The organism is Frigoribacterium sp. NBH87 (assembly GCF_014217665.1).
GTDB lineage: Bacteria > Actinomycetota > Actinomycetes > Actinomycetales > Microbacteriaceae > Frigoribacterium > Frigoribacterium endophyticum.
Window position 1 is genome coordinate 1,796,451 of record NZ_CP043650.1, and the last position, 21,477, is coordinate 1,817,927.

At 72.9% G+C, this 21,477-nt stretch carries 23 protein-coding genes; 14 read left to right on the forward strand and 9 right to left on the reverse strand.

Going from position 1 to position 21,477, the window contains the following annotated elements:
- The first annotated feature begins 91 nt into the window (after positions 1–91).
- The 5 genes from F1C15_RS08295 to F1C15_RS08315 all read left to right on the forward strand — a co-directional run bounded on the left by F1C15_RS08295 (position 92) and on the right by F1C15_RS08315 (position 5,526).
- Complete coding sequence (locus F1C15_RS08295) at positions 92–1,060, forward strand: sugar phosphate isomerase/epimerase (protein ID WP_197981569.1); 969 nt, start codon at positions 92–94, stop codon at positions 1,058–1,060.
- Between the two features lie 224 nt (positions 1,061–1,284).
- Complete coding sequence (locus F1C15_RS08300) at positions 1,285–2,289, forward strand: ABC transporter substrate-binding protein (protein WP_219731533.1); 1,005 nt, start codon at positions 1,285–1,287, stop codon at positions 2,287–2,289.
- On the forward strand, positions 2,286–3,893 hold the full coding sequence (locus F1C15_RS08305) for a sugar ABC transporter ATP-binding protein (RefSeq protein WP_167260625.1): 1,608 nt from the start codon (positions 2,286–2,288) through the stop codon (positions 3,891–3,893). Before F1C15_RS08300 ends, F1C15_RS08305 begins: the two co-directional genes overlap by 4 nt.
- A complete protein-coding gene (locus tag F1C15_RS08310) occupies positions 3,886–4,941 on the forward strand; it encodes an ABC transporter permease (RefSeq protein WP_056057786.1) in 1,056 nt (351 codons plus the stop codon). The genes F1C15_RS08305 and F1C15_RS08310 overlap by 8 nt, the downstream gene beginning before the upstream one ends.
- A 102-nt stretch (positions 4,942–5,043) precedes the next feature.
- Positions 5,044–5,526 (forward strand): RbsD/FucU family protein, encoded by a 483-nt coding sequence (locus F1C15_RS08315; protein WP_056057789.1) that lies wholly within the window; start codon positions 5,044–5,046, stop codon positions 5,524–5,526.
- Between the two features lie 13 nt (positions 5,527–5,539).
- Here the strand turns inward: F1C15_RS08315 and F1C15_RS08320 are convergent, their stop codons facing one another.
- A complete protein-coding gene (locus tag F1C15_RS08320; RefSeq protein WP_056057792.1) occupies positions 5,540–5,770 on the reverse strand; it encodes a DUF2283 domain-containing protein in 231 nt (76 codons plus the stop codon).
- A 287-nt stretch (positions 5,771–6,057) separates the two neighbouring features.
- Between F1C15_RS08320 and F1C15_RS08325 the strand changes: the two genes are divergently transcribed.
- The 3 genes from F1C15_RS08325 (at position 6,058) to F1C15_RS08335 (ending at position 7,325) form a co-directional block, all read left to right on the forward strand.
- Positions 6,058–6,327, forward strand: coding sequence for a hypothetical protein (locus tag F1C15_RS08325; RefSeq protein WP_185230571.1), 270 nt, complete (start codon positions 6,058–6,060; stop codon positions 6,325–6,327).
- Positions 6,328–6,500: 173 nt separating this feature from the next.
- On the forward strand, positions 6,501–6,734 hold the full coding sequence (locus tag F1C15_RS08330) for a hypothetical protein (RefSeq protein ID WP_056057798.1): 234 nt from the start codon (positions 6,501–6,503) through the stop codon (positions 6,732–6,734).
- Between the two features lie 105 nt (positions 6,735–6,839).
- The gene (locus F1C15_RS08335) at positions 6,840–7,325 is read left to right on the forward strand and encodes a tetratricopeptide repeat protein (protein ID WP_185230573.1); all 486 of its coding nucleotides are present in this window, start codon (positions 6,840–6,842) and stop codon (positions 7,323–7,325) included.
- A 245-nt stretch (positions 7,326–7,570) separates the two neighbouring features.
- Here F1C15_RS08335 and F1C15_RS08340 read toward each other — a convergent pair whose 3' ends face one another.
- Positions 7,571–8,308, reverse strand: coding sequence for an SDR family NAD(P)-dependent oxidoreductase (locus F1C15_RS08340; RefSeq protein ID WP_185230575.1), 738 nt, complete (start codon positions 8,306–8,308; stop codon positions 7,571–7,573).
- Positions 8,309–8,368: 60 nt separating this feature from the next.
- Here F1C15_RS08340 and F1C15_RS08345 point away from each other — a divergent pair, with 60 nt between their 5' ends.
- The 3 genes from F1C15_RS08345 (at position 8,369) to F1C15_RS08355 (ending at position 10,856) form a co-directional block, all read left to right on the forward strand.
- Positions 8,369–9,142 (forward strand): NUDIX domain-containing protein, encoded by a 774-nt coding sequence (locus F1C15_RS08345; RefSeq protein WP_185230577.1) that lies wholly within the window; start codon positions 8,369–8,371, stop codon positions 9,140–9,142.
- A gap of 9 nt (positions 9,143–9,151) precedes the next feature.
- Positions 9,152–9,901: a GntR family transcriptional regulator gene (locus F1C15_RS08350; RefSeq protein WP_185230579.1), complete on the forward strand. Its 750-nt coding sequence runs from the start codon at positions 9,152–9,154 to the stop codon at positions 9,899–9,901.
- Positions 9,902–10,130: 229 nt separating this feature from the next.
- The gene (locus F1C15_RS08355) at positions 10,131–10,856 is read left to right on the forward strand and encodes a GrpB family protein (RefSeq protein ID WP_185230581.1); all 726 of its coding nucleotides are present in this window, start codon (positions 10,131–10,133) and stop codon (positions 10,854–10,856) included.
- 316 nt (positions 10,857–11,172) lie between these two features.
- Here F1C15_RS08355 and F1C15_RS08360 read toward each other — a convergent pair whose 3' ends face one another.
- From F1C15_RS08360 to F1C15_RS08370, 3 genes are all read right to left on the reverse strand, one after another.
- Entirely contained in the window at positions 11,173–12,054 is an 882-nt protein-coding gene (locus F1C15_RS08360; RefSeq protein ID WP_167260651.1) for an NAD(P)-dependent oxidoreductase, read from the reverse strand.
- A 182-nt stretch (positions 12,055–12,236) separates the two neighbouring features.
- Positions 12,237–13,151: an NmrA family NAD(P)-binding protein gene (locus F1C15_RS08365; protein ID WP_185230583.1), complete on the reverse strand. Its 915-nt coding sequence runs from the start codon at positions 13,149–13,151 to the stop codon at positions 12,237–12,239.
- A 77-nt stretch (positions 13,152–13,228) separates the two neighbouring features.
- Entirely contained in the window at positions 13,229–14,173 is a 945-nt protein-coding gene (locus tag F1C15_RS08370; RefSeq protein WP_185230585.1) for a chlorophyllase, read from the reverse strand.
- Between the two features lie 121 nt (positions 14,174–14,294).
- On the opposite strand from F1C15_RS08370, the gene F1C15_RS08375 reads away from it, so the two are divergent.
- The 3 genes from F1C15_RS08375 (at position 14,295) to F1C15_RS08385 (ending at position 17,602) form a co-directional block, all read left to right on the forward strand.
- The gene (locus F1C15_RS08375; protein WP_185230587.1) at positions 14,295–14,921 is read left to right on the forward strand and encodes a TetR/AcrR family transcriptional regulator; all 627 of its coding nucleotides are present in this window, start codon (positions 14,295–14,297) and stop codon (positions 14,919–14,921) included.
- Between the two features lie 73 nt (positions 14,922–14,994).
- Positions 14,995–16,626 (forward strand): MFS transporter, encoded by a 1,632-nt coding sequence (locus F1C15_RS08380; RefSeq protein WP_370543583.1) that lies wholly within the window; start codon positions 14,995–14,997, stop codon positions 16,624–16,626.
- Positions 16,619–17,602, forward strand: coding sequence for an alpha/beta hydrolase (locus tag F1C15_RS08385; protein WP_219731534.1), 984 nt, complete (start codon positions 16,619–16,621; stop codon positions 17,600–17,602). The genes F1C15_RS08380 and F1C15_RS08385 overlap by 8 nt, the downstream gene beginning before the upstream one ends.
- A 3-nt stretch (positions 17,603–17,605) precedes the next feature.
- On the opposite strand, the gene F1C15_RS08390 is transcribed toward F1C15_RS08385, so the two are convergent.
- From F1C15_RS08390 to F1C15_RS08405, 4 genes are all read right to left on the reverse strand, one after another.
- A complete protein-coding gene (locus tag F1C15_RS08390) occupies positions 17,606–17,992 on the reverse strand; it encodes a VOC family protein (protein ID WP_185230589.1) in 387 nt (128 codons plus the stop codon).
- 94 nt (positions 17,993–18,086) lie between these two features.
- Positions 18,087–18,854 (reverse strand): YafY family protein, encoded by a 768-nt coding sequence (locus F1C15_RS08395; protein WP_185230591.1) that lies wholly within the window; start codon positions 18,852–18,854, stop codon positions 18,087–18,089.
- Positions 18,851–19,285, reverse strand: a complete 435-nt coding sequence (locus tag F1C15_RS08400; protein ID WP_082514631.1) for a cytidine deaminase — start codon at positions 19,283–19,285, stop codon at positions 18,851–18,853. The genes F1C15_RS08395 and F1C15_RS08400 overlap by 4 nt, the downstream gene beginning before the upstream one ends.
- 123 nt (positions 19,286–19,408) lie before the next feature.
- Entirely contained in the window at positions 19,409–21,241 is a 1,833-nt protein-coding gene (locus tag F1C15_RS08405; RefSeq protein WP_185230593.1) for a S9 family peptidase, read from the reverse strand.
- Between the last annotated feature and the right edge of the window lie 236 nt (positions 21,242–21,477).

Here is a 21,477-nt window from a genome sequence, read left to right on the forward strand (position 1 = left end):
TTGTCAAAGACGATCGGCATGCTGGTGCGGCGAACGCGCTCATCCGGCCGCTGAGCGTGACTAATAATGACACTGCTTGACAATCCCGGTCATGCTCCGTACGGTCGCCACCATGAAGTTCGCCACGCGCCTCAACTCGTTCATCGCCGGTGGAGACACCGCCGCAGCCCTCCGCCGCATCAGCGCGACGAAGGGCATCGACCACGTCGACCTCAACTACCCCGAGCACTTCGTCGGCATCGAGCCCGCCGACATGAAGCCCCTCCTCGACGAGCTCGGGCTCTCGCTCAACAGCGTCGCCATGCGCTTCCGCAAGGACTTCGTCCACGGCGAGTACAGCAACCGCGACGAGGCGGTCCGCCGCGAGGCCATCGAGCTGACGAAGGCCGGCATCGACGCCGCGGCCCTCGGCGGCAGCGACCTCGTGACGGTCTGGCTCGGCTACGACGGCTTCGACTACACGTTCCAGAAGGACTACGCGCGTGACCTCGGCCGCATCGTCGAGGCCTTCCAGGAGCTCGCCGACCACCGCCCCGACGTCCGCATCAGCATCGAGTACAAGCCCTACGAGGAGCGCGTGCACTCGGTCATCCGCAGCGTCGGGCAGACCCTGCACGTCCTCCAGCTGATCGACCGGCCCAACGTCGGCGCGACGCTCGACTTCGCGCACATGCTGATGGCCGGCGACGCGCCCGGCTTCGGCGCTGCGCTGCTGCTCGCCGAGGGCAAGCTGTGGGGCGTCCACCTCAACGACGGCAACAACGACCACGACGACGGGCTCATGATCGGCTCGATCCACCCCTTCGAGACGATCGAGTTCCTCTACTACCTGCTCCGCCACGACTACGACGGCGTCATCTACTTCGACACGTTCCCCATCCGGGAGGACGCGCAGGAGGAGGCGGAGACCAACCGGGCCACCGTCGAGCTGCTCATCGCGAAGATCGAGGCGGTCGGCGTCGACCACATCACCTCGGTCATCGACCAGGCCGACGGCATCGCCTCGCAGCGCCTCCGCAACGAGCTGATGAGCGTCGCCGTCCCTGCTCCCGGCGCCTGACCCCTCGTCGAGGGCGTCCCGAGACTCCTCAGGCCCCGGCCGGGTGCCTCCCCGCGACCCGCGCGTGCGGAGGCACCCGGCCCGCGACTCCCCCGGGCCCCCGCCCGACCCCGCACGACCCGACCGACCCGCACCACCCCGCACGACGAACACCCCCCGACCCCTTCTCACACACAGGTGGACACGCAATGGCGCGATCTAGAACAGTCTTCTCCCTCTCCCTCGTGGCGACCATCGCCCTCGTCGCCCTCGTCGGCGGCGTCGTCGGCGGCCGGGCCACGGTCTCCGAGGCGGCATCGAGCGGAGGGGGTGAGGGAGGCGCGGCGTCCGGAGTCAAGGTCGACGTCATCATCCGGGCCAGCGACTCCGCCTACTGGCAGACCCTGCTCGCTGGCTCCGAGGCCGCCGCGGCCGACTACGGCATCGAGGTCGCGACCTTCGGACCGACCTCCGAGACCGACATCGCCGGGCAGGTGCAGCTCGTCGAGAACTCCGTCTCGCGCGGCGCCGACGCCATCCTCATCGCGCCCAGCTCGAGCGAGGCCCTGAACGCCTCCATCGACCAGGCGCGGGCGGCCGGCATCAAGGTCATCACGGCCGACACGAAGGTCACCGCCGACATCGAGGGCCACATCGGCACGAACAACGTCCTCGCCGGCACGGCCGCCGGCGAGCGCATGTGCCAGCTGCTCACCGACGCGGGCACGACCACCGGCAAGGTGCTCGTCGAGGCCCCGATCGCGGGCATCGAGGCCAACCAGGACCGCGACGCGGGCTTCCGGGCCGGGCTCGCGGCAGGCTGCCCCGACATCGACTCCAGCCTGCAGAGCTACAACAACAACGACATCGGCACGGCGGCCTCGCAGGTGAACGACGCCATCTCGGCGAACTCCGACCTCGTGGGCGTCTTCGCCGACAACAACAGCTCCGGCGTCGGCGCGGCCACCGCCATCAAGGACAACGACGCGTCCGACGACATCGTCGTCGTCGCCTTCGACTCCGACCCGGCGGAGAACGCCGCCCTGGCCGACGGCAGCATCGACGCACTGGTCGTGCAGAACCCCTGGTTCCTCGGCTACCAGGGCGTCGTCGAGGCCGCGATGGCGACGCAGGGGCGCATCCCGCCCGCGAGCCTCGACCCCGGCGTCGCCGTGGCCGACCGCGACAACATGGAGAGCCCCGAGATCAAGTCGCTCCTCGAGCCGCGGACTGCCGAGACCAACGGATGACCGTCCGCGAGCCCGAGGGCGCTGCCGTGCTGCAGCTCACCGACGTCTCGAAGGCGTTCGGCGCCGTCCAGGCCCTCAGCGGCGTCTCGCTCAAGCTCGTGGCGGGGCAGGTGCACTGCCTCGCCGGCGAGAACGGCGCCGGCAAGTCGACGCTGATCAAGGTGCTCACGGGGGCGCTGCCCCGCGACTCGGGCGACTACGACATCGACGGCCGCACCGTCACGACGGCCACCCCGGCCGCCCTCCGCGGCGCGGGCGTGCAGGCCGTCTACCAGGAGCTCAGCCTCCTGCCGCACCTCTCGGTGGGCGAGAACATGTTCATGGGCCGCCTGCCGGCGCGCTCGGGCGTGATCCGCTCCCGCGACCTGCACGACCGCTGCCGGTTCGTGCTCGACTCGCTCGGCCTCGCCGACGTCGACCCCGACGTCGTCGTCGAGCGGCTGCCCGCCGCGACGAAGCAGCTCGTCGAGGTCGCGAAGGTCGTCACCGCCGACTCCGTCAAGGTGATCGTCTTCGACGAGCCGACGACGGCGCTGACCGAGGCCGAGTCCGACCGCCTGCTCGACCAGATCCGCAAGTTCAAGGCGGAGGGCGTCGCGATCCTCTACGTCACCCACCGCCTGGAGGAGATGTTCGCCGTCGGCGACTGGGTCACGGTGCTCCGCGACGGCGAGCTGTCGCAGAGCGGGCCGATGAGCGACTACACGGAGGACACGCTGATCAACGCCATGGTCGGCCGTGAGGTGTCGAGCCTGTACCCGGACGAGGCGCGCGAGGTCCACCCGGCGCGCCTCAGCCTCCGGGGCCTGCGGCGCACGCCGGACAGCCCGACCATCGACCTCGAGGCCCGGGGCGGCGAGATCCTCGGCATCGGGGGCCTGCTCGGCTCGGGGCGCAGTGAGCTGCTGCTCAGCGTCTTCGGCTCGGAGCCGGTCGCGGAGGGGGAGATCCTCGTCGACGGCGTCGTGGTCCGGCCCGACGGGCCGCGCACGATGATGGACGCGGGCGTGGCCCTGCTCACCGAGGACCGCAAGGTGCTCGGCCTGCTGCCGGAGCTGTCCATCCGCGAGAACGTGACGATCGCGAGCCTGCGTGTCGGCTCCCGGCGGGGGCTGCTGCCCGGCCGGGCACAGTCCGACGAGGCCGACGCCCTGCTCGACAGCCTCCGCATCCGCGCCGGCTCGTACGACCAGCCGGTCTCGACGCTCTCCGGGGGCAACCAGCAGAAGGTGCTGCTCGCCCGCTGGCTGCTGACGAAGCCCGGGGTCATCATGTTCGACGAGCCGACGAAGGGCATCGACGTCGGCGCCAAGGGCGAGCTCTACGACGTGATCAACGACCTGGCCCGCCGCGGCCTCGCGGTCGTCGTCGTCTCGTCGTACCTGCCCGAGCTGCTCGGCCTCGCCGATCGCGTGGTGGTGCTCCGCGAGGGCGCCGTCGCGGGCGAGCTGCCGGGCGGCGCCTCCGAGGAGGACGTGCTCCGCCTCGCCAGCGGCGGGGTCGACGACCCCGCCGACCACCTGCACGGCGTCCCGCCGCTCAGGCACGACCCCCGCACCGACCCGGTCACCCGACAGAACATCGAGGAAGTCCCCCATGCCTAAGTTGATGTGGCGCGAACCCATCGAGACGACGACCATCCGGGTGGTGCGGAACGGCGACGACGCCGCGGCCGCGGCCGCCCGGGCGTCGACCAAGCCGCGGGTCACGACCCTCGGCAGCATCGCCGGCCGCGAGAGCGGGGTGCTGATCGTCCTGCTCGTCGTGTTCGGAGCGCTGACGCTCGCGAGCGACGACTTCCTGACCGGCAACAACCTCGCGAACCTGGCCCGCCAGGTGTCGATCTTCGGGATCCTCGCCATCGGGCAGCTGATGGTGATCCTCACCGGGGGCATCGACCTCTCGGTCGGGTCGATCCTCGGCCTCGCCGGGGCGGTCACCGCGCAGCTGCTCGTCGCGGGGGTGCCGATCCCGCTCGCGCTGATCCTGGGCGCGCTCGTCGGGGCGGTGCTGGGCATCATCACGGGGCTGCTGGTGACGAGGTTCAAGCTCCCCCCGTTCATCGCGACGCTCGGCATGCTCGGCATCGCCCGGGGCGTGGTGCTCGTGATCACCGACGCGAACACGATCCAGGGCCTGCCCGAGGGCTTCCAGACGATCGCCAACGGCTCGGTGGTCGGCGTGCCGAACTTGCTGATCCTGTTCGTCGTCATCGCGGCGATCGCGGCCTTCGTGCTGAAGCGCACCGTCTTCGGCCGGTACGTCTACGCCGTCGGCTCGAACCCGGAGGCGGCGCGCCTGGCCGGAGTGCCGGTGCGGCTGGTGACCATCACGGTCTACGGCATCGCGGGGCTGCTGTCGGCGGTCGGCGGCGTGCTGCTGACCTCGCGGCTCGGGGCCGGCGTGCCCACGGCGGGCACCGGCTTCGAGCTGCAGGCGATCGCGGCGTGCGTGATCGGCGGCGCGAGCCTCTCCGGGGCACGGGGCAGCGCGATCGGCGCGGCCTGCGGGGCGCTGCTGATCGGCGTGCTGAACAACGGCGGCAACCTGCTGGCCGTGAACTCGTTCTACCTCCAGATCGCGATCGGCCTGCTGATCCTCGTGGCCGTCGCGTTCGACCAGCTGAACACCCGGGCCGCCGCCCGGGAGTGAGGCACGGCGACGGCCGGGCCGGTGCCTCCTGCGGGAGGTGGCCGGCCCGGTCGTCGTGCACCGCGACTCCCCCCGTCCCCTCCCTTCCTGAAGGAGCCCCTCGTGCTCAAGGGCATCGACCCCGTCCTCACCGCCGAGCTGCTGTCGGTGCTCATGTCGATGGGGCACGGCGACCAGCTGCTGCTCTGCGACGTGAACCACCCGGCCGCGTCGATCGCGGCCCACACCACCCACGGCACCGTCGTCGACCTCGCGGGCTGCGACCTGCCGCGGGCCGTGGGCGCCGTCCTGTCGCTGATGCCGCTCGACACGTTCGTCGAGGCGCCCGTGACGCGGATGGCGGTGGTGGGCGACCCCGACCGGCTCGTGCCGGTGCACCACGCCGTGCAGGCCGCGGTCGACGCCGCCGTCGGCGGGGCCGTGCCGGTGGAGGCGCTCGAGCGGTTCGACTTCTACGCCGCGGCCCGTGGAGCGTTCGCGGTCGTGCGGACCAGCGACTGGGGGCCGTACGGGTGCTTCCTGCTGCGGAAGGGCGTGGTGGAGGGCAGGGCGTCGGGCGGGGCAGAGGCCGCCGCAGGGGCGTGAGCCTCCGGGCTCGTCACCCGATGCGGGTGGCGTGCTCCAGCACCGACTCGGCGAGCGCGGCGCGGGCTCCGACGACCTCGATCCCGAGCAGGCGCCCCTCGGCGTCGAAGTCGAGCACGACGGTGGCGCGGTCACCGGGGGCCTCGACGACCTCCTGGGCGACGGCGGCGCCGCGGCCGACGCGCGGCACGAGCTGGATGTAGGCGCAGTCGGCGGACGCGTCGTAGGTCACGGGGAGGTCCATCGCGCCACGCTAGCGCGCGGCTGACTCAGGCGGGTCCGTGTCCTTCCCGGCGGGCGGGCGCCGGCACGCCGCCGAGGACAGGAACCCGCCGCACTCCCCGAGCGCCCTCGGCGCCACCCCGGAAGTACGGTCCAGCAGCGCTGATCCACTCCGGAGTGGATCAGCGATGCTGCACCACGACTCCCGTCCCTGCCGCACCGAGGCGAGCCCTTCGACCCACCGACCGCGGCGCTGCGTAGGCTCGCAGCGGGGGGCGAGCTCACTGCCGCGCCCGAGGGGGAAGCGCCATGGAGAACACGACGACCGACGGAGGTCGCGATTCGTTGAGCGGCCCGGCGCGGGACGCCCGTCGGCTGATGGTCGCCGGGGCCGTGTGCGTGGTCGTCGCGATCGTGCTGCTGTTGCAGCCCCAGGACGAGCTGCCCGTGCTGGGCGACACGTCGTCCGCCGCACGCATCATCGGCGGTCTCGGGGCTGTCTTCGTGATCCGAGCTGGCATCGGCCTCTGGCTCGTGCGCCGGGACCGACGGAGGCGCGGGCCCGACGAGCAGACCTGACCGGGATCGTGCGGAGCACTGGACTCGCGGGGGGGTACGGTCCACGGACGCTTATCCACTCCAGAGTGGAGGAGCGATGCGGGGGCGCACTCCCGGAGCCGCCCGCCGCGGGCTCACGTCGCGACCGACCTGACATGACCTGACCTGACCTGACCCGACCCGAGGAGCACGACATGGACGCCCGAGACACGACGAAGCGCGGAGCACCCGGCGGCCTCCTCGGGGCGTGGTTCAACGTCGCCGTCTGCACCGCGATCGTGGTCGGCGCCATCGTCTACACGGTGACCGGCCCGGACGTCCTCTCCGACCGCCTCATCGGCGGAGGCGTCGCCCTCGTCGGCGTCGGCATGCTCGTCTTCTTTATCTCGGTGCTCCGCCGCGAACTCGCCCGCCGTCGGGACCGCTGAGGCCCCGACCCGCACGAGGCTGAGCCTGCACCGGCACGCGAGCCCGACGCCTGCCGTGAGCGTCGCGGGTGGCACGGTCGCCGTCCCGGCCGCTAGCCTGCCCGGATGAGCACCGACGAGTGGGAAGACCGCGTCGCCGCCCTCTGGGCCGACGAGACCGTCCACGACGCGCGGCGGATCGCGCTGATGCGCGACCTCGCCGCCGACGCGCCGCACCCCGCCCTCGGCGCGTTCGAGCTCGGCGGCGCGCACGACTCCGGCGGCCGGGAGGCCGACGCCGACGTCTCGTACGCGGCCGCGACCGCCGCCGGGCTCGACGCGGTCGACCCCGACCGAGCGGCGCGCATGGTCGTGCAGCACGCCTCGACCCTCCGCAACCTCGGCCGCGTCGACGAGGCGATCACGATGCTCCGCGACGCCCCTCCGCACCCCGCGACCGGTGCGGCACCGAGGGTGTTCCTCGCGCTCGCACTCCACAGCGCCAGCCGTGTCGACGAGGCGCTGCGCGTCGCGATCGAGGCCGTCGAGCCGACGCTGCCGCGGTACCACCGCTCGGTCCGCGCCTACGCGGCGGCGCTGACCGGCGACTGAGCGCGGGCGCGACCTCCCTCACGGGCTCGCACCGCGACTCCTGCCTGCATCGGCGACGACGACTCAGTCGGCCGGCGGAGGAGGCAGCGGAGGAAGACGGTCGCGGATCGCTGATCCGCTCCGGAGTGGATCGAGCTCCTCAGCGACCGTCTCCCCGGCGACGACGAGCGAGCAGCCCCGCGACGAGCGAGCAGCCCCGCGGCGAGCGCGACCGCGAGCGCCGCGCCGCGCCGCGCCTGCGACCCTCAGCCGCGCGGCAGCCCCACTCCCGTCTCGCGCTCGAGCGCCGCGAGCACCTCGCCCTGGAAGCCCTCGTCGCCGACGGAGGCATGCGGCTGCTGCCGCTCCTCGTGGAACCAGTAGGCCCCGCTGACGTCGCCGAGCTCGCCGAGGGCGAGCAGCCGCTGCGTGCGGTGGCCGAGCTCGAAGTCGTCGGGCGCCCCCGCGCCTCCCATCTTCGTGGCGACCCAGCCCGGGTCGACCGCGTTGCTCCGCAGGTCGGGCCGGAGTCGCGCGACGGCCGCCGAGAACGCCGTCACGAACAGCTTGCTGTCGGAGTACGACCCGGTCTCCCGCGAGCCCGACCAGTCGACGTCGCCCAGCACCGAGGCCGTGCCGCTCTTGTGCATGCCGCTGCTGAGGTACACGTGCCGCGTCGGCGCCGTCACGAGGGCGGTCAGCAGGTACGGGGCGACGACGTTGACGGGCATCATCGCCGCGCCGCGGATCAGGCCCGCGTTGTGGATGACCGCGTCGAGCGGGGCGTCGAGCCCGTTCAGCTCGTCGGCGAGCGCCGTCACCGCGTCGCGGTCGCCGAGGTCGGCGACGACGAGCCGGGCTCCGCGGTCGACGAGCGGCTGCAGCACCTCCCCGCGCGAGTCGCTGCGGGCGTGGACGACGACGTGGTGCCCCTGCTCGAGCAGGGCTTCGGCTGCGCCGCGGCCGAGGCCGTCGGTCGAGCCGGTGACGAGGATGCGTGCCATGCCCCGATCCTGGCCCCGAGGGCCTGTGACCGACCGCACCGCCCCCCTAGCGTGGAGGGCATGACCACCTCGCCCGCGACTCCCGCCCGACCCGAGCACCCCGCCGACCCCGCGCGCCCCGCCGACCCCGACCGCCCCTCCCAGCCCGGCGTCGACGTCCCCGACCACCGCGGCCGCACCGGGCTCGACCAGGTGGGCCGCGACCTGGCGCGCAACCCGGACGTCGTCGTGCGCGACGTCGAGCTCACGAGCACCGGCTGGCACGTGCTGCGCCGCACGACCTTCGACCTGCGGGGCCGCGACGGGCGCTGGACGACCCAGCAGCGCGAGACCTACGACCGCGGCGACGGCGCGACGATCCTGCTCTACGACGCCGAGCGCGGCACCGTGCTGCTGACGCGGCAGTTCCGCTTCCCCGCCTACGTCAACGGGCACCCCGACGGCATGCTCGTCGAGACGGGCGGCGGCCTGCTCGACCCCGACGACGCGGGCGACGCGACGGCGGCGATCCGTCGGGAGGCCGAGGAGGAGCTCGGCGTCCGCGTCGGCGAGGTCACCCCCGTCTTCGCCGTCTACATGAGCCCCGGATCGGTGACCGAGCGGGTGCACTTCTTCGCCGCGCCGTACACGGTCGACGACCGCGTCGGCCCGGGCGGCGGCCTCGAGGAGGAGGGCAAGGACATCGAGGTGCTCGAGGTCGACCACGAGGAGGCGCGCCAGATGATCCGTGACGGTCGCGTCGTCGACGGCAAGACGATCATGCTGCTGCAGTGGGCGGCCCTCGACGGCCCGTTCGCGCCGCGCGGCCCCGAGCGCGACACGCCCGCTGGGTAGGATCGCGCCGTGCCCACCTCCCTCTACGAGCAGATCGCCGACGACCTGCGCCGACGGATCCTCGCCGGAGAGCTCTCGGTGGGCGACGACGTGCCGAGCGAGGGCGAGCTCGCCGAGCAGTGGCGCACCTCGCGGGGCCCGATCCGCAACGCCCTCGCCGCCCTCCGGTCGGAGGGCCTCGTCGAGACGCGGCGCGGCCGGCCCGCCCGCGTCGTGGCGCGGAAGGCGCACCACCCGGTCGACGTGTCGATCCCGTTCACGAAGTGGGTGCACGACGTCGGCGGCGAGCCCGGCGCCCGCACGCAGGAGGTCTCGCTGCGACGGGCCGGCGAGGAGAAGGCGCGGTCGCTCGGCATCGAGCCCGGCGACCTCGTGGTCGACGTCGTGCGGCTGCGCCTGGTCGACGGGCGCCCGACGATGCTCGAGCGGCTCACCTTCATCGAGGAGGTCGGTCGCGTGCTCTTCGACGTCGACCTCGACACCGTGTCGATCACGGAGTACCTCGACTCGCGCGGCTTCGGCTACGCCGACGTCGACCACGAGATCGACGCCGTCGCCGCCGACGACCTCGACGCCGAGCTGCTCGACGTCGAGCCCGGCACCCCGATCCTGCGCCTGCACCGCGTGACGCGCGGAGCCGACGGGCGGACCTTCGAGGCCTCCGACGACCGCTACCGCAGCGACATCGTGCGCTTCACGGTCGCCGCGTCGGGGCGGGCCCGCGAGGGCGGGCACTTCATCCGGGCGCTCGGCGCCTGAGCCGCCGCGCCGGCCGTCGACGTCCCGCAGCCGACGAGCGTGGGAGGCGGGGAGGCGGGGAGGCGGGGAGGCGCGGAGGCGCGGAGAGCGCACCACCGGAGGCTCGGCGGGTGCAGCGCGGGAGGCGCGGTCCAGGATCGCTGATCCACTCCGGAGTGGATCAGCGATGACGGCGTGCTCTTCCCGGCCGGTCGACGTCCGGCCCGGTGCCCCTCGGTAGGCTCGCGCCGTGCCCGACCCCACCTCGCCCGACGCCCCCAGCCCTCGCCCCCGCCGCCCCCGCACCCCCCGCCGCCCCGACGTGACCGCCCTCGAGCTGGTCGGCGGCCCCGAACGCGTCACCGTCACGCTGCACGAGCCCGACGAGGCCTGGGCGGCGACCTACCTCGAGCACCGGGCGCGCATCCTCGACGCGGTCCGCGCCTCCCCGGCTGCCGGCTCCGACGACGACGACGACGGCTTCGGCGACGGTGAGAACCGCGGCACCGCTCCGTCCGTCGACGTCGAGCACATCGGCTCGACCTCGGTGCCCGGGCTCGCGGCGAAGCCGATCGTCGACGTCGTCGTCGCGGTCGACGACATCACCGCCGAGGAGGACCACGTCGAGCGCCTGATCGCCGCCGGCTACGAGCTGCGCGTCCGCGAGCCCGGGCACCGGCTGGTGCGCACGCCCGAGCGCGACGTGCACGTGCACCTCTACGAGCGCGGCCACCCCGCGGTCGACGACTACCTGCTGCTGCGTGACCGGCTCCGATCCGACGACGCCGACCGCGCCCTCTACGAGAGCACGAAGCGCGAGCTGCTCGACCGCGACTGGAGCGACATGAACGACTACGCCGACGCCAAGACCGCCGTCGTCGAGGCCATCAAGGCGCGAGCGCGAGAGGCGCGAGAGGCGCGGGAGGCGCGGGCCGGGTCGTCCGCACCGGCCCCGCACCCCGGGGGCGCCGAGTAGCTCGTACCCCACCTCGGGGCGACCCCGGGCACGACGTGACGCGACGCGTCTACCGTCGACGTCACCCGCACCGCACGACCGCCACCCGAGAGGCACCCGCATGGCCCTGCACGACCCGAACGTCGCCCTGACCGCTCCGATCCGTCCTGAGACGCGCCTCCCGCTGCCCGCGACCGAGAAGGTCGACATGGCGCCGCTGCTCGCCGAGCGCGACTGACCCGTGCCCCGCTGACGCACCGCCAGGCTGACCCACTGCCAGGCTGACCCGCCGACCGGCTGATCCGCCGACCGGCGCGGAGAGCCCGGGAGGCGCGGCTCAGCGCAGCCGGTGCCCCTCGGCGTCGAGGTGGTCGCGCCACGAGCGCGTGGCCGTCCAGCCCAGCAGGCGCCGGGCCTTCTCGGTCGAGATGCCGGAGGCGTCGACGCGGTCGATCGCCCGCAGCTCGACCTGGTCGCCGTGGTGCTCGCGCAGCGTCGCCGCGAAGTCGTGGCCGCCGGCGTTGTCGGCGGCGGCGATGTAGAACACCTCGTGGCCGGGCAGGTCGCTCTCGGCGGCGAGCAGGAGAGCGTCGGCGAGGTCGTCGGAGTCGATGTAGCTGCCGAAGTTCGCGCTCGTCGGCGACGCCTCGCGCACCTGCGGCCCGAGGTTCTCCTCGTAGTTGCTCTCGTCGTGCACCGTGCTCGGCCGGATCGAGATCGCCCGCAGGTCGGAGCGGCGGACGGCCGCGTCCATCAGCTGCTCGCCGAAGGCCTTCGAGAGGGCGTACGGGTCCTGCGGGTGCAGCGGGTGCTCCTCGTCGACGGGCACGTAGTCGGGCAGGAAGGGCCGTTCGGGGAAGAAGTTGCCGACGATGCTCTCGCTCGACACGTTGACGAAGCGGGGCACGCCGAACCGGACCGCCGCCTCCACCAGGTTGAACGTCGACATCAGGTTCGTCTGGAAGACGACGTGCGCGGGGTTCGCGGTCGGCTGCGGGATGGCCGCGACGTGCACCACGGCGTCGGCCCCGGCCACCGCGGCGTACGCGGAGCCCGCGTCGGTGAGGTCGGCCATCATGTACCGGCCGGGCGCGACGGAGCCGGCGTCGAAGACGGGCCGCACGAGGTCGACGCCGAGCACGTCGTGCCCCGCGTCGACGAAGCGACGTACGGCGGCGCGGCCGACCTTGCCGCGTGACCCGGTGATGACGACCTTCATGCAGTGCTCCCTCGACGGGCGACGGTGTCGCCACCGGCCGTCAGGCCGACCAGCGCGACGCTACGCCGCCCTGGACCTGTGGGCATGCTCGCCGTGGCCCGGGCGGCGCCGTGGGTCAGGCGGGCGGACGCTGCACGCTGCCCGACTCCGGAGCTCCGCGGGCGACCGACCGAGGCCGCCCGCTAGCCCTCCGTGCGAGCCGCCGTGCCGAGGTGAGCGGCGAGCACGTCGCGCACGGTGGTCCACTCGTGGGCCCCGAAGCGGTCGTTGTCGACGTGCCGCAGCTGCGCCTGGCCGCTGAACATGTTGACGAAGTACTGCATGCCCTGCCACGCGGGGAAGGCCTCGTCCGGGTCCCTCGAGAGGCGCCGGCCGACCTTGCTCATCGCCGACAGGGTCGCCGTCGTGCCGGCCCACTGCAGGCCGAAGGGCTCGCCGGTCAGCTCGGTCATCGCGCTGGCGATCTCGCGGGTCGTCATGCGCGACCCCGCGACCTCGACCACCCGCGGGGCGTCGGGGTCGAGCGCCACGAGGGCGGCGACGCGGGCGACGTCGTCCTTGGTGGTGAAGTCGAGCACCTGGTCGGGGCTCGACCAGTACAGGACCTTGTGGCGCCCGAACAGGATGAGCGGCGCGTCACCGGTGAGCAGCTCGGTGAACATGCCGTTCAGCACCGACGTCGCCCGCACGGGCGCCGCGTCGACGTCGGCGGCGAACTCGCGGCGGAGCTCGAAGTTGCGGTTGCTGCCCACGTCGATCGAGCGGTAGTCGGCCGACCAGTCCGAGGGCACGAAGCGCGGCACGCCGGCCGCCACGGTCGCGGCGAGCAGGGCACGCTGCGCGTCGACGATCACCGACCGGGTGCCGCTCACCGCCGAGACGACGACGTCGACGCCGCGGGCCGCCTCGGTGAGGGCGGCGTGGTCGCCGTACGCCGCGACGACTACGTCGACCCGGTCGTCGGCGTCGAGGGCCGCAGCGCTCCGGCTGCCCGGGCGGGTCAGCACCCGCACGCGGGCGTCGTGCGTCAGGAGTTCACGGAGGATGCGCTGGCCGAGGTCGCCGGTGGCGCCGGCGAGGAGGACGGTGGTGGTCATGACCTCGAGTCTCTCCCTGTCGCGGCGCGGCCGCGCACTCGCCGCGGCCGGTCAGGGGCGGTGAGGGGGTGGTGCCGTCACTTGGTGTCGACGTGCCCGATCGGGTCGGCGGCTCGGCGGAGGGCGTCCCGGGCCGCGGGCCAGGCGCCCCCGTCGACGCGGAGGGCGGTGCGGAGGTAGGCGGTGCTCAGGCGCTGGACGACGGCGACCCGCTCCGGGTCCTCGTCGGTCGTCTCGGCGACCTCGTAGCCGACGATCCCGCCCAGGGAGTGCTCCGCGCCGTGCAGGGTGAGGAGGTCGCTGGCGCCGGGGCTGTGCGCGTAGGCGTCGGTGAACCAGTCCGGTCCGCGGCTGGACATCCGCGACTGGTCGTGGTCGCCCGCGACGACGAGCGTCGGGGTGGCGAGCTCGCCGAACGAGGGGCGCATGAAGGGGAAGTTCGCCTGCGCGAAGGGGTGCAGGTCGTCTCCGCCGAGGCCGGTGGCGGCGAGGAGGACGCCCGCGGTGACGCGGCCGTCGGACATGTCGTCTCCGACGTGGCCCTCCTCGTCGACGATGCGCGCGCCGAGCAGCGCCTGCGCCGTCTGGCCGCCCCAGGAGTGGCCCGTCGCGGCGATCCGGTCGCGGTCGACCCGGCCGGCGAGACCGGGGACGGCCGCCTCGACGGTGTCGAGCTGGTCGAGCACGCGGGTGAGGTCGGCGATGCGCTCGGTCCAGATCGAGGGGAAGACCGGGTGGTCGAACCCGAACCCGTTCCGCCTCGAGTCGAGGTGCGTGGGCTGGACGACGACGAAGCCGCGCGAGGCCCAGAACGCCGCCAGGGGCGCGTACCCGTCGAGGTTCCAGCCGTTGCCGTGCGAGAACACGACGACCGGCAGGTCGCCTCCCGTGGCGGGTGCCGACACGCGGACCTCGAGCGGGACGGCCCGCCCCGGGGCCGACAGGGTCACCGGCGCGACGGAGACGACGGGGTCGCCGTCGCCGACGATGTCGTCCAGGGCGATGACGAGTGATGAGGGCATGGAGGGTTCCTTCCGTGAGGAGTCGCGCTCTGCGATACTGGTTATCGGAGCGCCGCTCCGCAACGTTACGGAACGTTGTTCCGTTAAGCAAGCACCGGTTCGACCCGATCGAGGAGGCGCCATGCCCGACACGCAGGGAAGCGACGCCCCAGCCGCGCGGTCGAGGCCGGTGGGCCGCCCCCGCCGCAGCCAGCAGGCTCTCCTGGACGCGGCGGCGGAGGTGTTCGTGGAGTCCGGCGTCGACGCCCCCGTGCGCGAGATCGCGGCGAAGGCGGGCGTGGGTGTCGGCACCGTCTACCGGCACTTCCCGACGCGGCCTGAGCTGGTCGTCGCCGTCTACCGACACCAGGTCGAGGCCTGTGCCGAGGCCGGGCCGCGACTCCTCGTCGAGAGCGCGACCCCGGAGGGAGCCCTCCGCACGTGGGTGGCGCTGTTCGTGGACTTCCTCGTGACGAAGCACGGCCTCGCCACCGCCCTCCACGGCGACGCCGCCGGCTCGGACGCACTCCACGCGTACTTCGTGGGCCGCCTCGTGCCGGTCTGCGGGTCGCTCCTCGCCGCGGCCCGCGCCGATCTCGGCCCCGCGGGCGGGGAGGCGGCCCTGGACGGGTACAGCCTCCTGAAGGGCGTCGGCAACCTCTGCATCGGCGCCGCGAGCGACCCGGGCTACGACGCCGAGCGGCTGGTGCAGGCCCTCGTCTCCGGCGCGCTCGCCCCCGGCCGGTCCCCGGGCACGAGCCCGGGGTAGTTCGTCCCCGACCGGACGACCGCCGCGGCGGCAGCGCTCCCGGGCTTCCGCCCGGGGCGGCGATCCGTGTACGGTGTCGTCCACTGAGGTAAAAGGCGCCGCGCTCTGCGACGCACCCGCACGCGGCATCGAACGAGTCGCCACTTCTTCCCAGAAGGAGTGCACCCTCGTGCTGCCCAGCCCCTCTCTCACCCGCGGTCGGCTGCGTGACGGCGACGCGCCTCCCCGGCTCGCCGACGCGTGGATCGCCCTGGCAGGCCTCTCCGCGGTCTTCCTGTTCGAGATGCTCGACACCTCGGTGCTGAACGTCGCCCTGCCGACGATCGGTCGCGAGCTGGGCTCGTCGACGACGGGGCTGCAGTGGGTGTCCGGCGCCTACGCGGTCGCCTTCGGCGGGCTCATGCTGCTCTTCGGCGCCGTCGCCGACCGCGTGGGTCGTCGGCGCGTCATGCTCGCGGGCCTCGTGCTGCTGGCCGTGGCGAGCCTCGCCACCGTCGCGGTCACGACGACCGAGCAGCTCATCGCCGTCCGGGTGCTGACGGGCGTCGCCGCGGCGATGACCACGCCCGGGTCGATGGCGCTGGCGTTCCGGCTGTTCGACGACGAGGGCCTGCGCGTCCGGGCCCTCACGGTCATCTCGACCGCGGGGCTCGTCGGCCTCGCCGTCGGCCCGACCGTCGGCGGGCTCGTGCTCGCCGTCGCCCCGTGGCAGGTGCTGCTGCTGGCCGACGTGCCGATCGCGGCGCTGGCCTTCGTCGGCGTCCTCGTCGGCGTCGGCCGCGACGACGCGGCGGGGCTGCGACGCGACCCGGTCGACGTGGGCGGAGCACTGCTCGGCACCGCGACCGTGGCGGGGCTGCTCGTGACGCCGACCGTCCTCGTCGGACCGGCCACCGCCTCCTCGTGGGGGTGGGCCGCCGTCGCCCTGACCGTCGCCTGCGGCGCCGGGTTCGTCGTGCGCCTGCGGACGGCGCGGCACCCGGTGGTCGACCTGCACCTGCTCGCCCGCCCCCTGGTGTCGAGCGGCCTGGCGTTCAAGGCCGCGTCGGGCCTCGCCGTCGCCGGGCTGTCGTACCTCGTGACGCTGCAGCTGCAGTTCGCCTGGGGCTGGCCGCCCGCCCTCGCTGCCGTGGGCACGCTGCCGCAGGTCGTCGTGCTCCTGGCCGGGGGCCGCCTCGTGGGGCCGTTCGTGCAGCGGGTCGGCCTCGGCCGGGCGGCGTGGGTCAGCGCGGCGGCGGTCGTGTCGGGCCTCGCCGTGTTCGGCGCCCTGAGCCGCCACGGGTACGTCTGGGTGCTCGTCGCCCTCGTGCTCGTGGCCGCCGGCATGCGCGTCGTCGGCGTCGTCGCCGGAGCCTCCGTGCTGACGGGCCTCCCGGCCGACCGCACCTCGGTCGGCGCGGCCCTCGTCGACACGTCGAGCGAGCTCGCGGGAGGAGCCGCGGTCGCCGCCGCGGGCACGATCGTCGCGGCCTTCGTCACCGGCAGCATCACCACCACCCCGTGGACGCCCCCGCGGCTCGCGGGCTTCGAGAACGCCCTCACCGTCGCCGGGCTCGGCCTCGCCGCCGTCGCCGCCGCGCTCGTCGTGGTCGGGATGCTCCGGGCGCGAGCCGCCGGCCCGGCCCCCGACGCCACCACGGCACCCGCCCCCTCGACCCCCCTCACCCCCACCGCCCCCACCACCCAGGAGCCCTCCCGTGCCTGACCCCACCACCGCCCTGCCCCGCCCCCCGTTCGACCCCGAGTTCGTGCCCTTCCTGGAGGCGATGGACGCCCGCGGCCGCTTCCGCCTCGAGACCGCGATGCTGCCGCAGATGCGACAGCTGGACACGACGGAGGCGCGGCTCGACGAAGGACTGCGCGCCCGCGGCCTCGAGAGGCGCAGCATCACCGTCCCCGGGCACCTCGGCGACCCGATCACGCTCGCGGTCGTGCAGCGCGTCGGCCGCACCGGGACGGCGGCCTGCGCGTACGCGATCCACGGCGGCGGGATGATGTTCGGCCACCACCTCGGCAACCTCGACGCGTACGACGACTGGCTGCTCGTGCACGACGTCGTCCTGGTCAGCCCCGACTACCGTCTCGCCCCCGAGCACCCCGACCCGTACCCGGTCGAGGACTGCTGGGCCGGCCTGGCCTGGGTCGCCGAGCACGCCGACGAGCTCGGCGTCGACCCCGGGCGGATCGTGCTCGTCGGCCAGAGCGCCGGGGCCGGGCTCGCGGCGGGCACGGCGCTCCTCGCCCGGGACCGGCAGGGGCCGGCCGTCATCGGGCAGGTGCTCGTCAGCCCCATGCTCGACGACCGTGACGCGACGCTCTCCGCGCGGCAGTTCGACGGGGTGGGCGTCGCCGACCGCGAGATGACGCGCTTCGGCTGGGACGCGTACCTCGGCGACCGTCGCGGCGGCGACGACGTGTCGATCTACGCGGCCCCCGGCCGGGCGACCGACCTGACCGGCCTGCCGCCGGCCTACGTCGACTGTGGCAGCACCGAGGTGTTCCGCGACGAGACCGTCGCCTACGCGAGCGCGCTCTGGGCGGCGGGCGTGCAGGCGGAGCTGCACGTGTGGCCGGGGGCCTTCCACGGGTCGACGAGCATGGTGCCGGGGGCAACGCTGTCACGGAGGGCCGTCACCGCCCTGCGGGACTGGACCGGGCGCCTCCTCGACTCCACGCCCTGACGGCTAGTCGGTGATCGGTGTGCTGAAGAGGTTGACGACGTTGCCGTCGGGGCCACGGACGAGTGCGGAGCGGTTGACCCAGGGCATCGTGGTCGGCTCGAGGACGACGTCCTCGCCGCGGAGCGCGAGCGTGCGCACGAGCTCGGCGAACTCGTGGTCGACGTCGGCGACCTCGAACTCGATGACCACGGAGCGGTTCGTCGCGGGGGCGAGGGCGCCGCCGAGCACCGCGACGGTCGCGGTGCTGGCGAGCGCGAGGGTCGCGCCGGGGCCGCTGAACTGCGCGAAGACCGGGGCGGGGCGCTCGGCCTGCTGGCCGGTGACCTGCTCGTAGAACGCGACGAGGCCTTCGAGGTCGTCGGTGACGATGCGGACGGATGCGAACGACATGGGGCTCCTTCAGGGGCGCTGGTGGGTGGAGCACCAGCGTCGCTGGTCGTCGCGACGACGTCCTGTCGGTGTTCGACGAAGACGTCGCCGCCGATCAGTCGTCGACGACGGACCGGAGTCGCCCGTACGGGATCGCGAGGTCCTCGGCGCGGAGCACGCGTCGCGGGGGCCGTTCGTCGGTGACCCTGACCGCGAGCATCCGATCCGCGCGGAACGCCCGCACCCCCTGTCGGAGGCGGCACCACGCGATCAGGTACCACTGGCCTCCGTTCTCGATCGACCCCAGCGGCTCGACGTCCCGCACGGACTCCGCGCCGCCGGCGTCCTGATAGCGCAGCTGCACGACACGGTCCGCCCGCAGGGCCTCGGCGAAGTCGACCGGGGCGGGCACGCGAGGGGTGCTCTCGTCGCCCTCCGCGCCTCCGTCGCTCTCGTCGCTCTCGTCGCTCTCGTCGCTCTCGTCGCTCTCGTCGCTCTCGAGGAAGTGCACGCGGGACGCGAAGGCGCTGGCCCGGGCGGCCTCGCGCTCCGGCATGACCGCGAGCAGCTTCCGCGCGGCGGTCTGGGCAGGCTGCCGGAAGGGGCTACGGCGGAGAGCGCCGAGCCCGATCAGCACCGCGAGGGCCTCGTCGAGTGTGAACCCCGCCGGGCCGAGCGTCGCCGACGCGTCGATGACGTACCCGCCGGCCCGGCCGGGCTCCGCCCAGATCGGCAGCCCCGACTGCTGCAGCGCCGCGAGGTCCCGCTCGATGGTCCGCACCGACACCTCGAAGCGCTCGGCGAGGCGGCGCGCGCTCCGCGGACGCGGTGACGCAGCTCGCAGTTCCTCCACGAGACCGTAGAGACGATCGGTCCGGTTCACCGCCCCATCATGCCCTGGGGCGAGGTCGGCTCTTCCGGTCGGGGCCATTCCCACTCCGGCAGCAGATCGCGGAGCGGCGCGGCCCGGCCGTGGCCGAGCACGACGGTCGCCCCGAGGTTGGAGTCGTCGATCTGTCTGATGAACTCGCGGCAGCGACCGCACGGTGGGAGGACGGTCACGCGGTCGTCGTCGTCCAGCCAGACAGCCACGATGCGTGCGATCTCGTACTCGCCGCTGGTGACCATGGAGGCGACGGCAGCGTGCTCGGCACAGAAACCGGTCCCCGAACCGGTGTCGATGCAGACACCCGTGTGGATCGCGCCGGTGGTCGTCTCGAGAGCAGCGCCGACGTCACCGAAGAGACGATCGCCCACGCGGTGCGGGTTGACGGCAGCTCGGGCGACCTCGATGAGATCGGCGTGTTCGCTCATCGGCCAAGGATAGGCAGAGGTGCGCTCACCGTCGTCCGCGGACGCAGTTCGCCGTCAGCGCGGAGACGGCCGGAGCCCCGGACCGATCGGCCCGGGGCTCCGGCTGTGACGACGGCGTCCGCGTCAGTAGGTGACGGTGAGGGTGTTGGTCACCGACACGAGCGTCACCACCGCGGCGCTGATGAAGCCGCCGACGTACGGGTTCCCCGTCACGCGGTAGAGCTTGCGCGACAGGACGGCCGTGGCCGCGAGGATGACGATGACCGGGAACAGCCAGATGCTGAAGATGCCGCCGAAACCGGGGATCGTCTCGCCCGTGATGAAGAACGTCGTGTACTGAGCAACGACCAGCACGATCGGTGCCGACGCGTTCACGAGTGCCAGCACCGCCGTGTTGACCCATTCCCGACCCCGGAACGTGAACCGGTTGAAGACGTTGATCGCCACCGAGTTCGCGACGAAGTACACCAGGAAGAAGGGCAGGTAGAGCAGAGCCACCCACAGCTTGTCGGGCTCGAAGTCCTTCACCGCGACCACCCAGAACCGGTAGTCGGTGTGCAGCAGCCAGTCGGACAGGAAGACCAGCCCGAACGCCGCAGCGACGGTGACCGCGGCGAGGCCGACGCTCTTCAGGAGTTTCCTCCCGCCGGGGAGCAGTCCGAGGTCGCGCACCTTCACCCCGTTCTTCCGGCCGAAGAGCAGGTACGAGATCACCATGATCGCGATCGCCGCGACACCGTTGACGGCCGCCCAGAAGGCGATGAAGAACGTGGCGCCCTGCGTGAACGGGGTGGGTGCGGCGTTGAACGCGATGCTGTTGATCCACGGGGCCTGGCTGAGGGCGACGTAGCTGACGCCCGAGACGACGGCGGAGACGATCATGCCGCCCCAGAACCATCCGAGGCCCCTGCGGGTGTTCGCGGCGACCGGCACGGCGTCGGTGCGCAGCTCCGCGAACGCCCGCGTGGTGAGCAGTGCGCGCGCGAACGCGAGCAGGAAGATCATGAACCCGATCAGGCCGAGAGCCGTGAAGGCCTCCTTGACCTGCCAGATCTGCGAGCCGGAGTCGATGGGCTCGGGAGCGCCGAACGACGCCTCCCAGAACTCGAGCTGGTCAGACACCGTCTGCTTCGAGATCGTGCCCCACGGGTGGGTCTGCGCGGGGGTGTAGACCACGCGGAGGGAGTCGTCGTCGTAGAGGGTGTTCGCCTCACGCACGTCGCCGTCCTCGGCGGGGTCGACCCCGTGGTTGAGGAACGACTGAGCGTTGGGCGTGCCGATGTAGTCGCGAGGCGCCGTCAGGGCGACACCGTCCGCGTCGTAGCTGCGGAAGAAGAACTCGTCGTACTGGTCGGCGACGAGGCCGGTGTCGCGGTCGCCGTAGATGTTCGTGTACGCGCCGTCCGCGTCGACGTAGACGGGGTCGTTGTCGACGAGGAAGACGGCGTCGATCAGCTGCTCGTCGGCCTCGTTGTCGAGGGCGACCGAGAAGTTGGCCGCGCGTGCACCGTTGGAGTGGCCCGAGACGCCGATCTTGTCGGGGTCGACGTAGGGCAGGTCGGCGACGAGCTTCACGGCGTCGTACATGCCGGTGCCGCCGAGCTCGAGGTTCGTTGCGGGCAGGTAGTCGGAGTCGCCGTGACCGTACATGTCGATCGACACCACGACGTAGCCGCGACGGGCGAGCTCGACGTAGTTGGCGTCCTGCATCTCCTTGTTGTTCCACCAGCCGTGGGATACGACGATGGCCGGCGCCTGGTCGTCGGCGGAGACCCCGTTCGGCTTGTACAGCAGGGCGCTCATCGACTGGCCTGACGCGGTCTCCCAGTTCATGTCCTTGACGGACACGGCGTAGCCGGACGTCTGCACCGCAGACGACACGATCGACGACATCGCCATCAATACGAGCGATAAGGCGAGCCAGAAGCCATTGCGCCTGATCAGTGTCGGTTTCATCTTCACTCCTTCGTGAGAACGCAAGCCCAGTTACTGCGGTCGATCTAAGAGCGTAAACACACCGATAGCGCCGAACTGCAGTCAATGCACGCATGCACACATGTGCAGAGCTAGGCGTTAGTGTCGCCGATGCAATGCGGTAGCGGCGCGCAGATGTGCATTGCCCGTCTTGCATGGACATCCAGTAGCGCCTGTCGTCGCGCGGTGCCTCCTCGGTCGGGAAGCGATCACCCCCC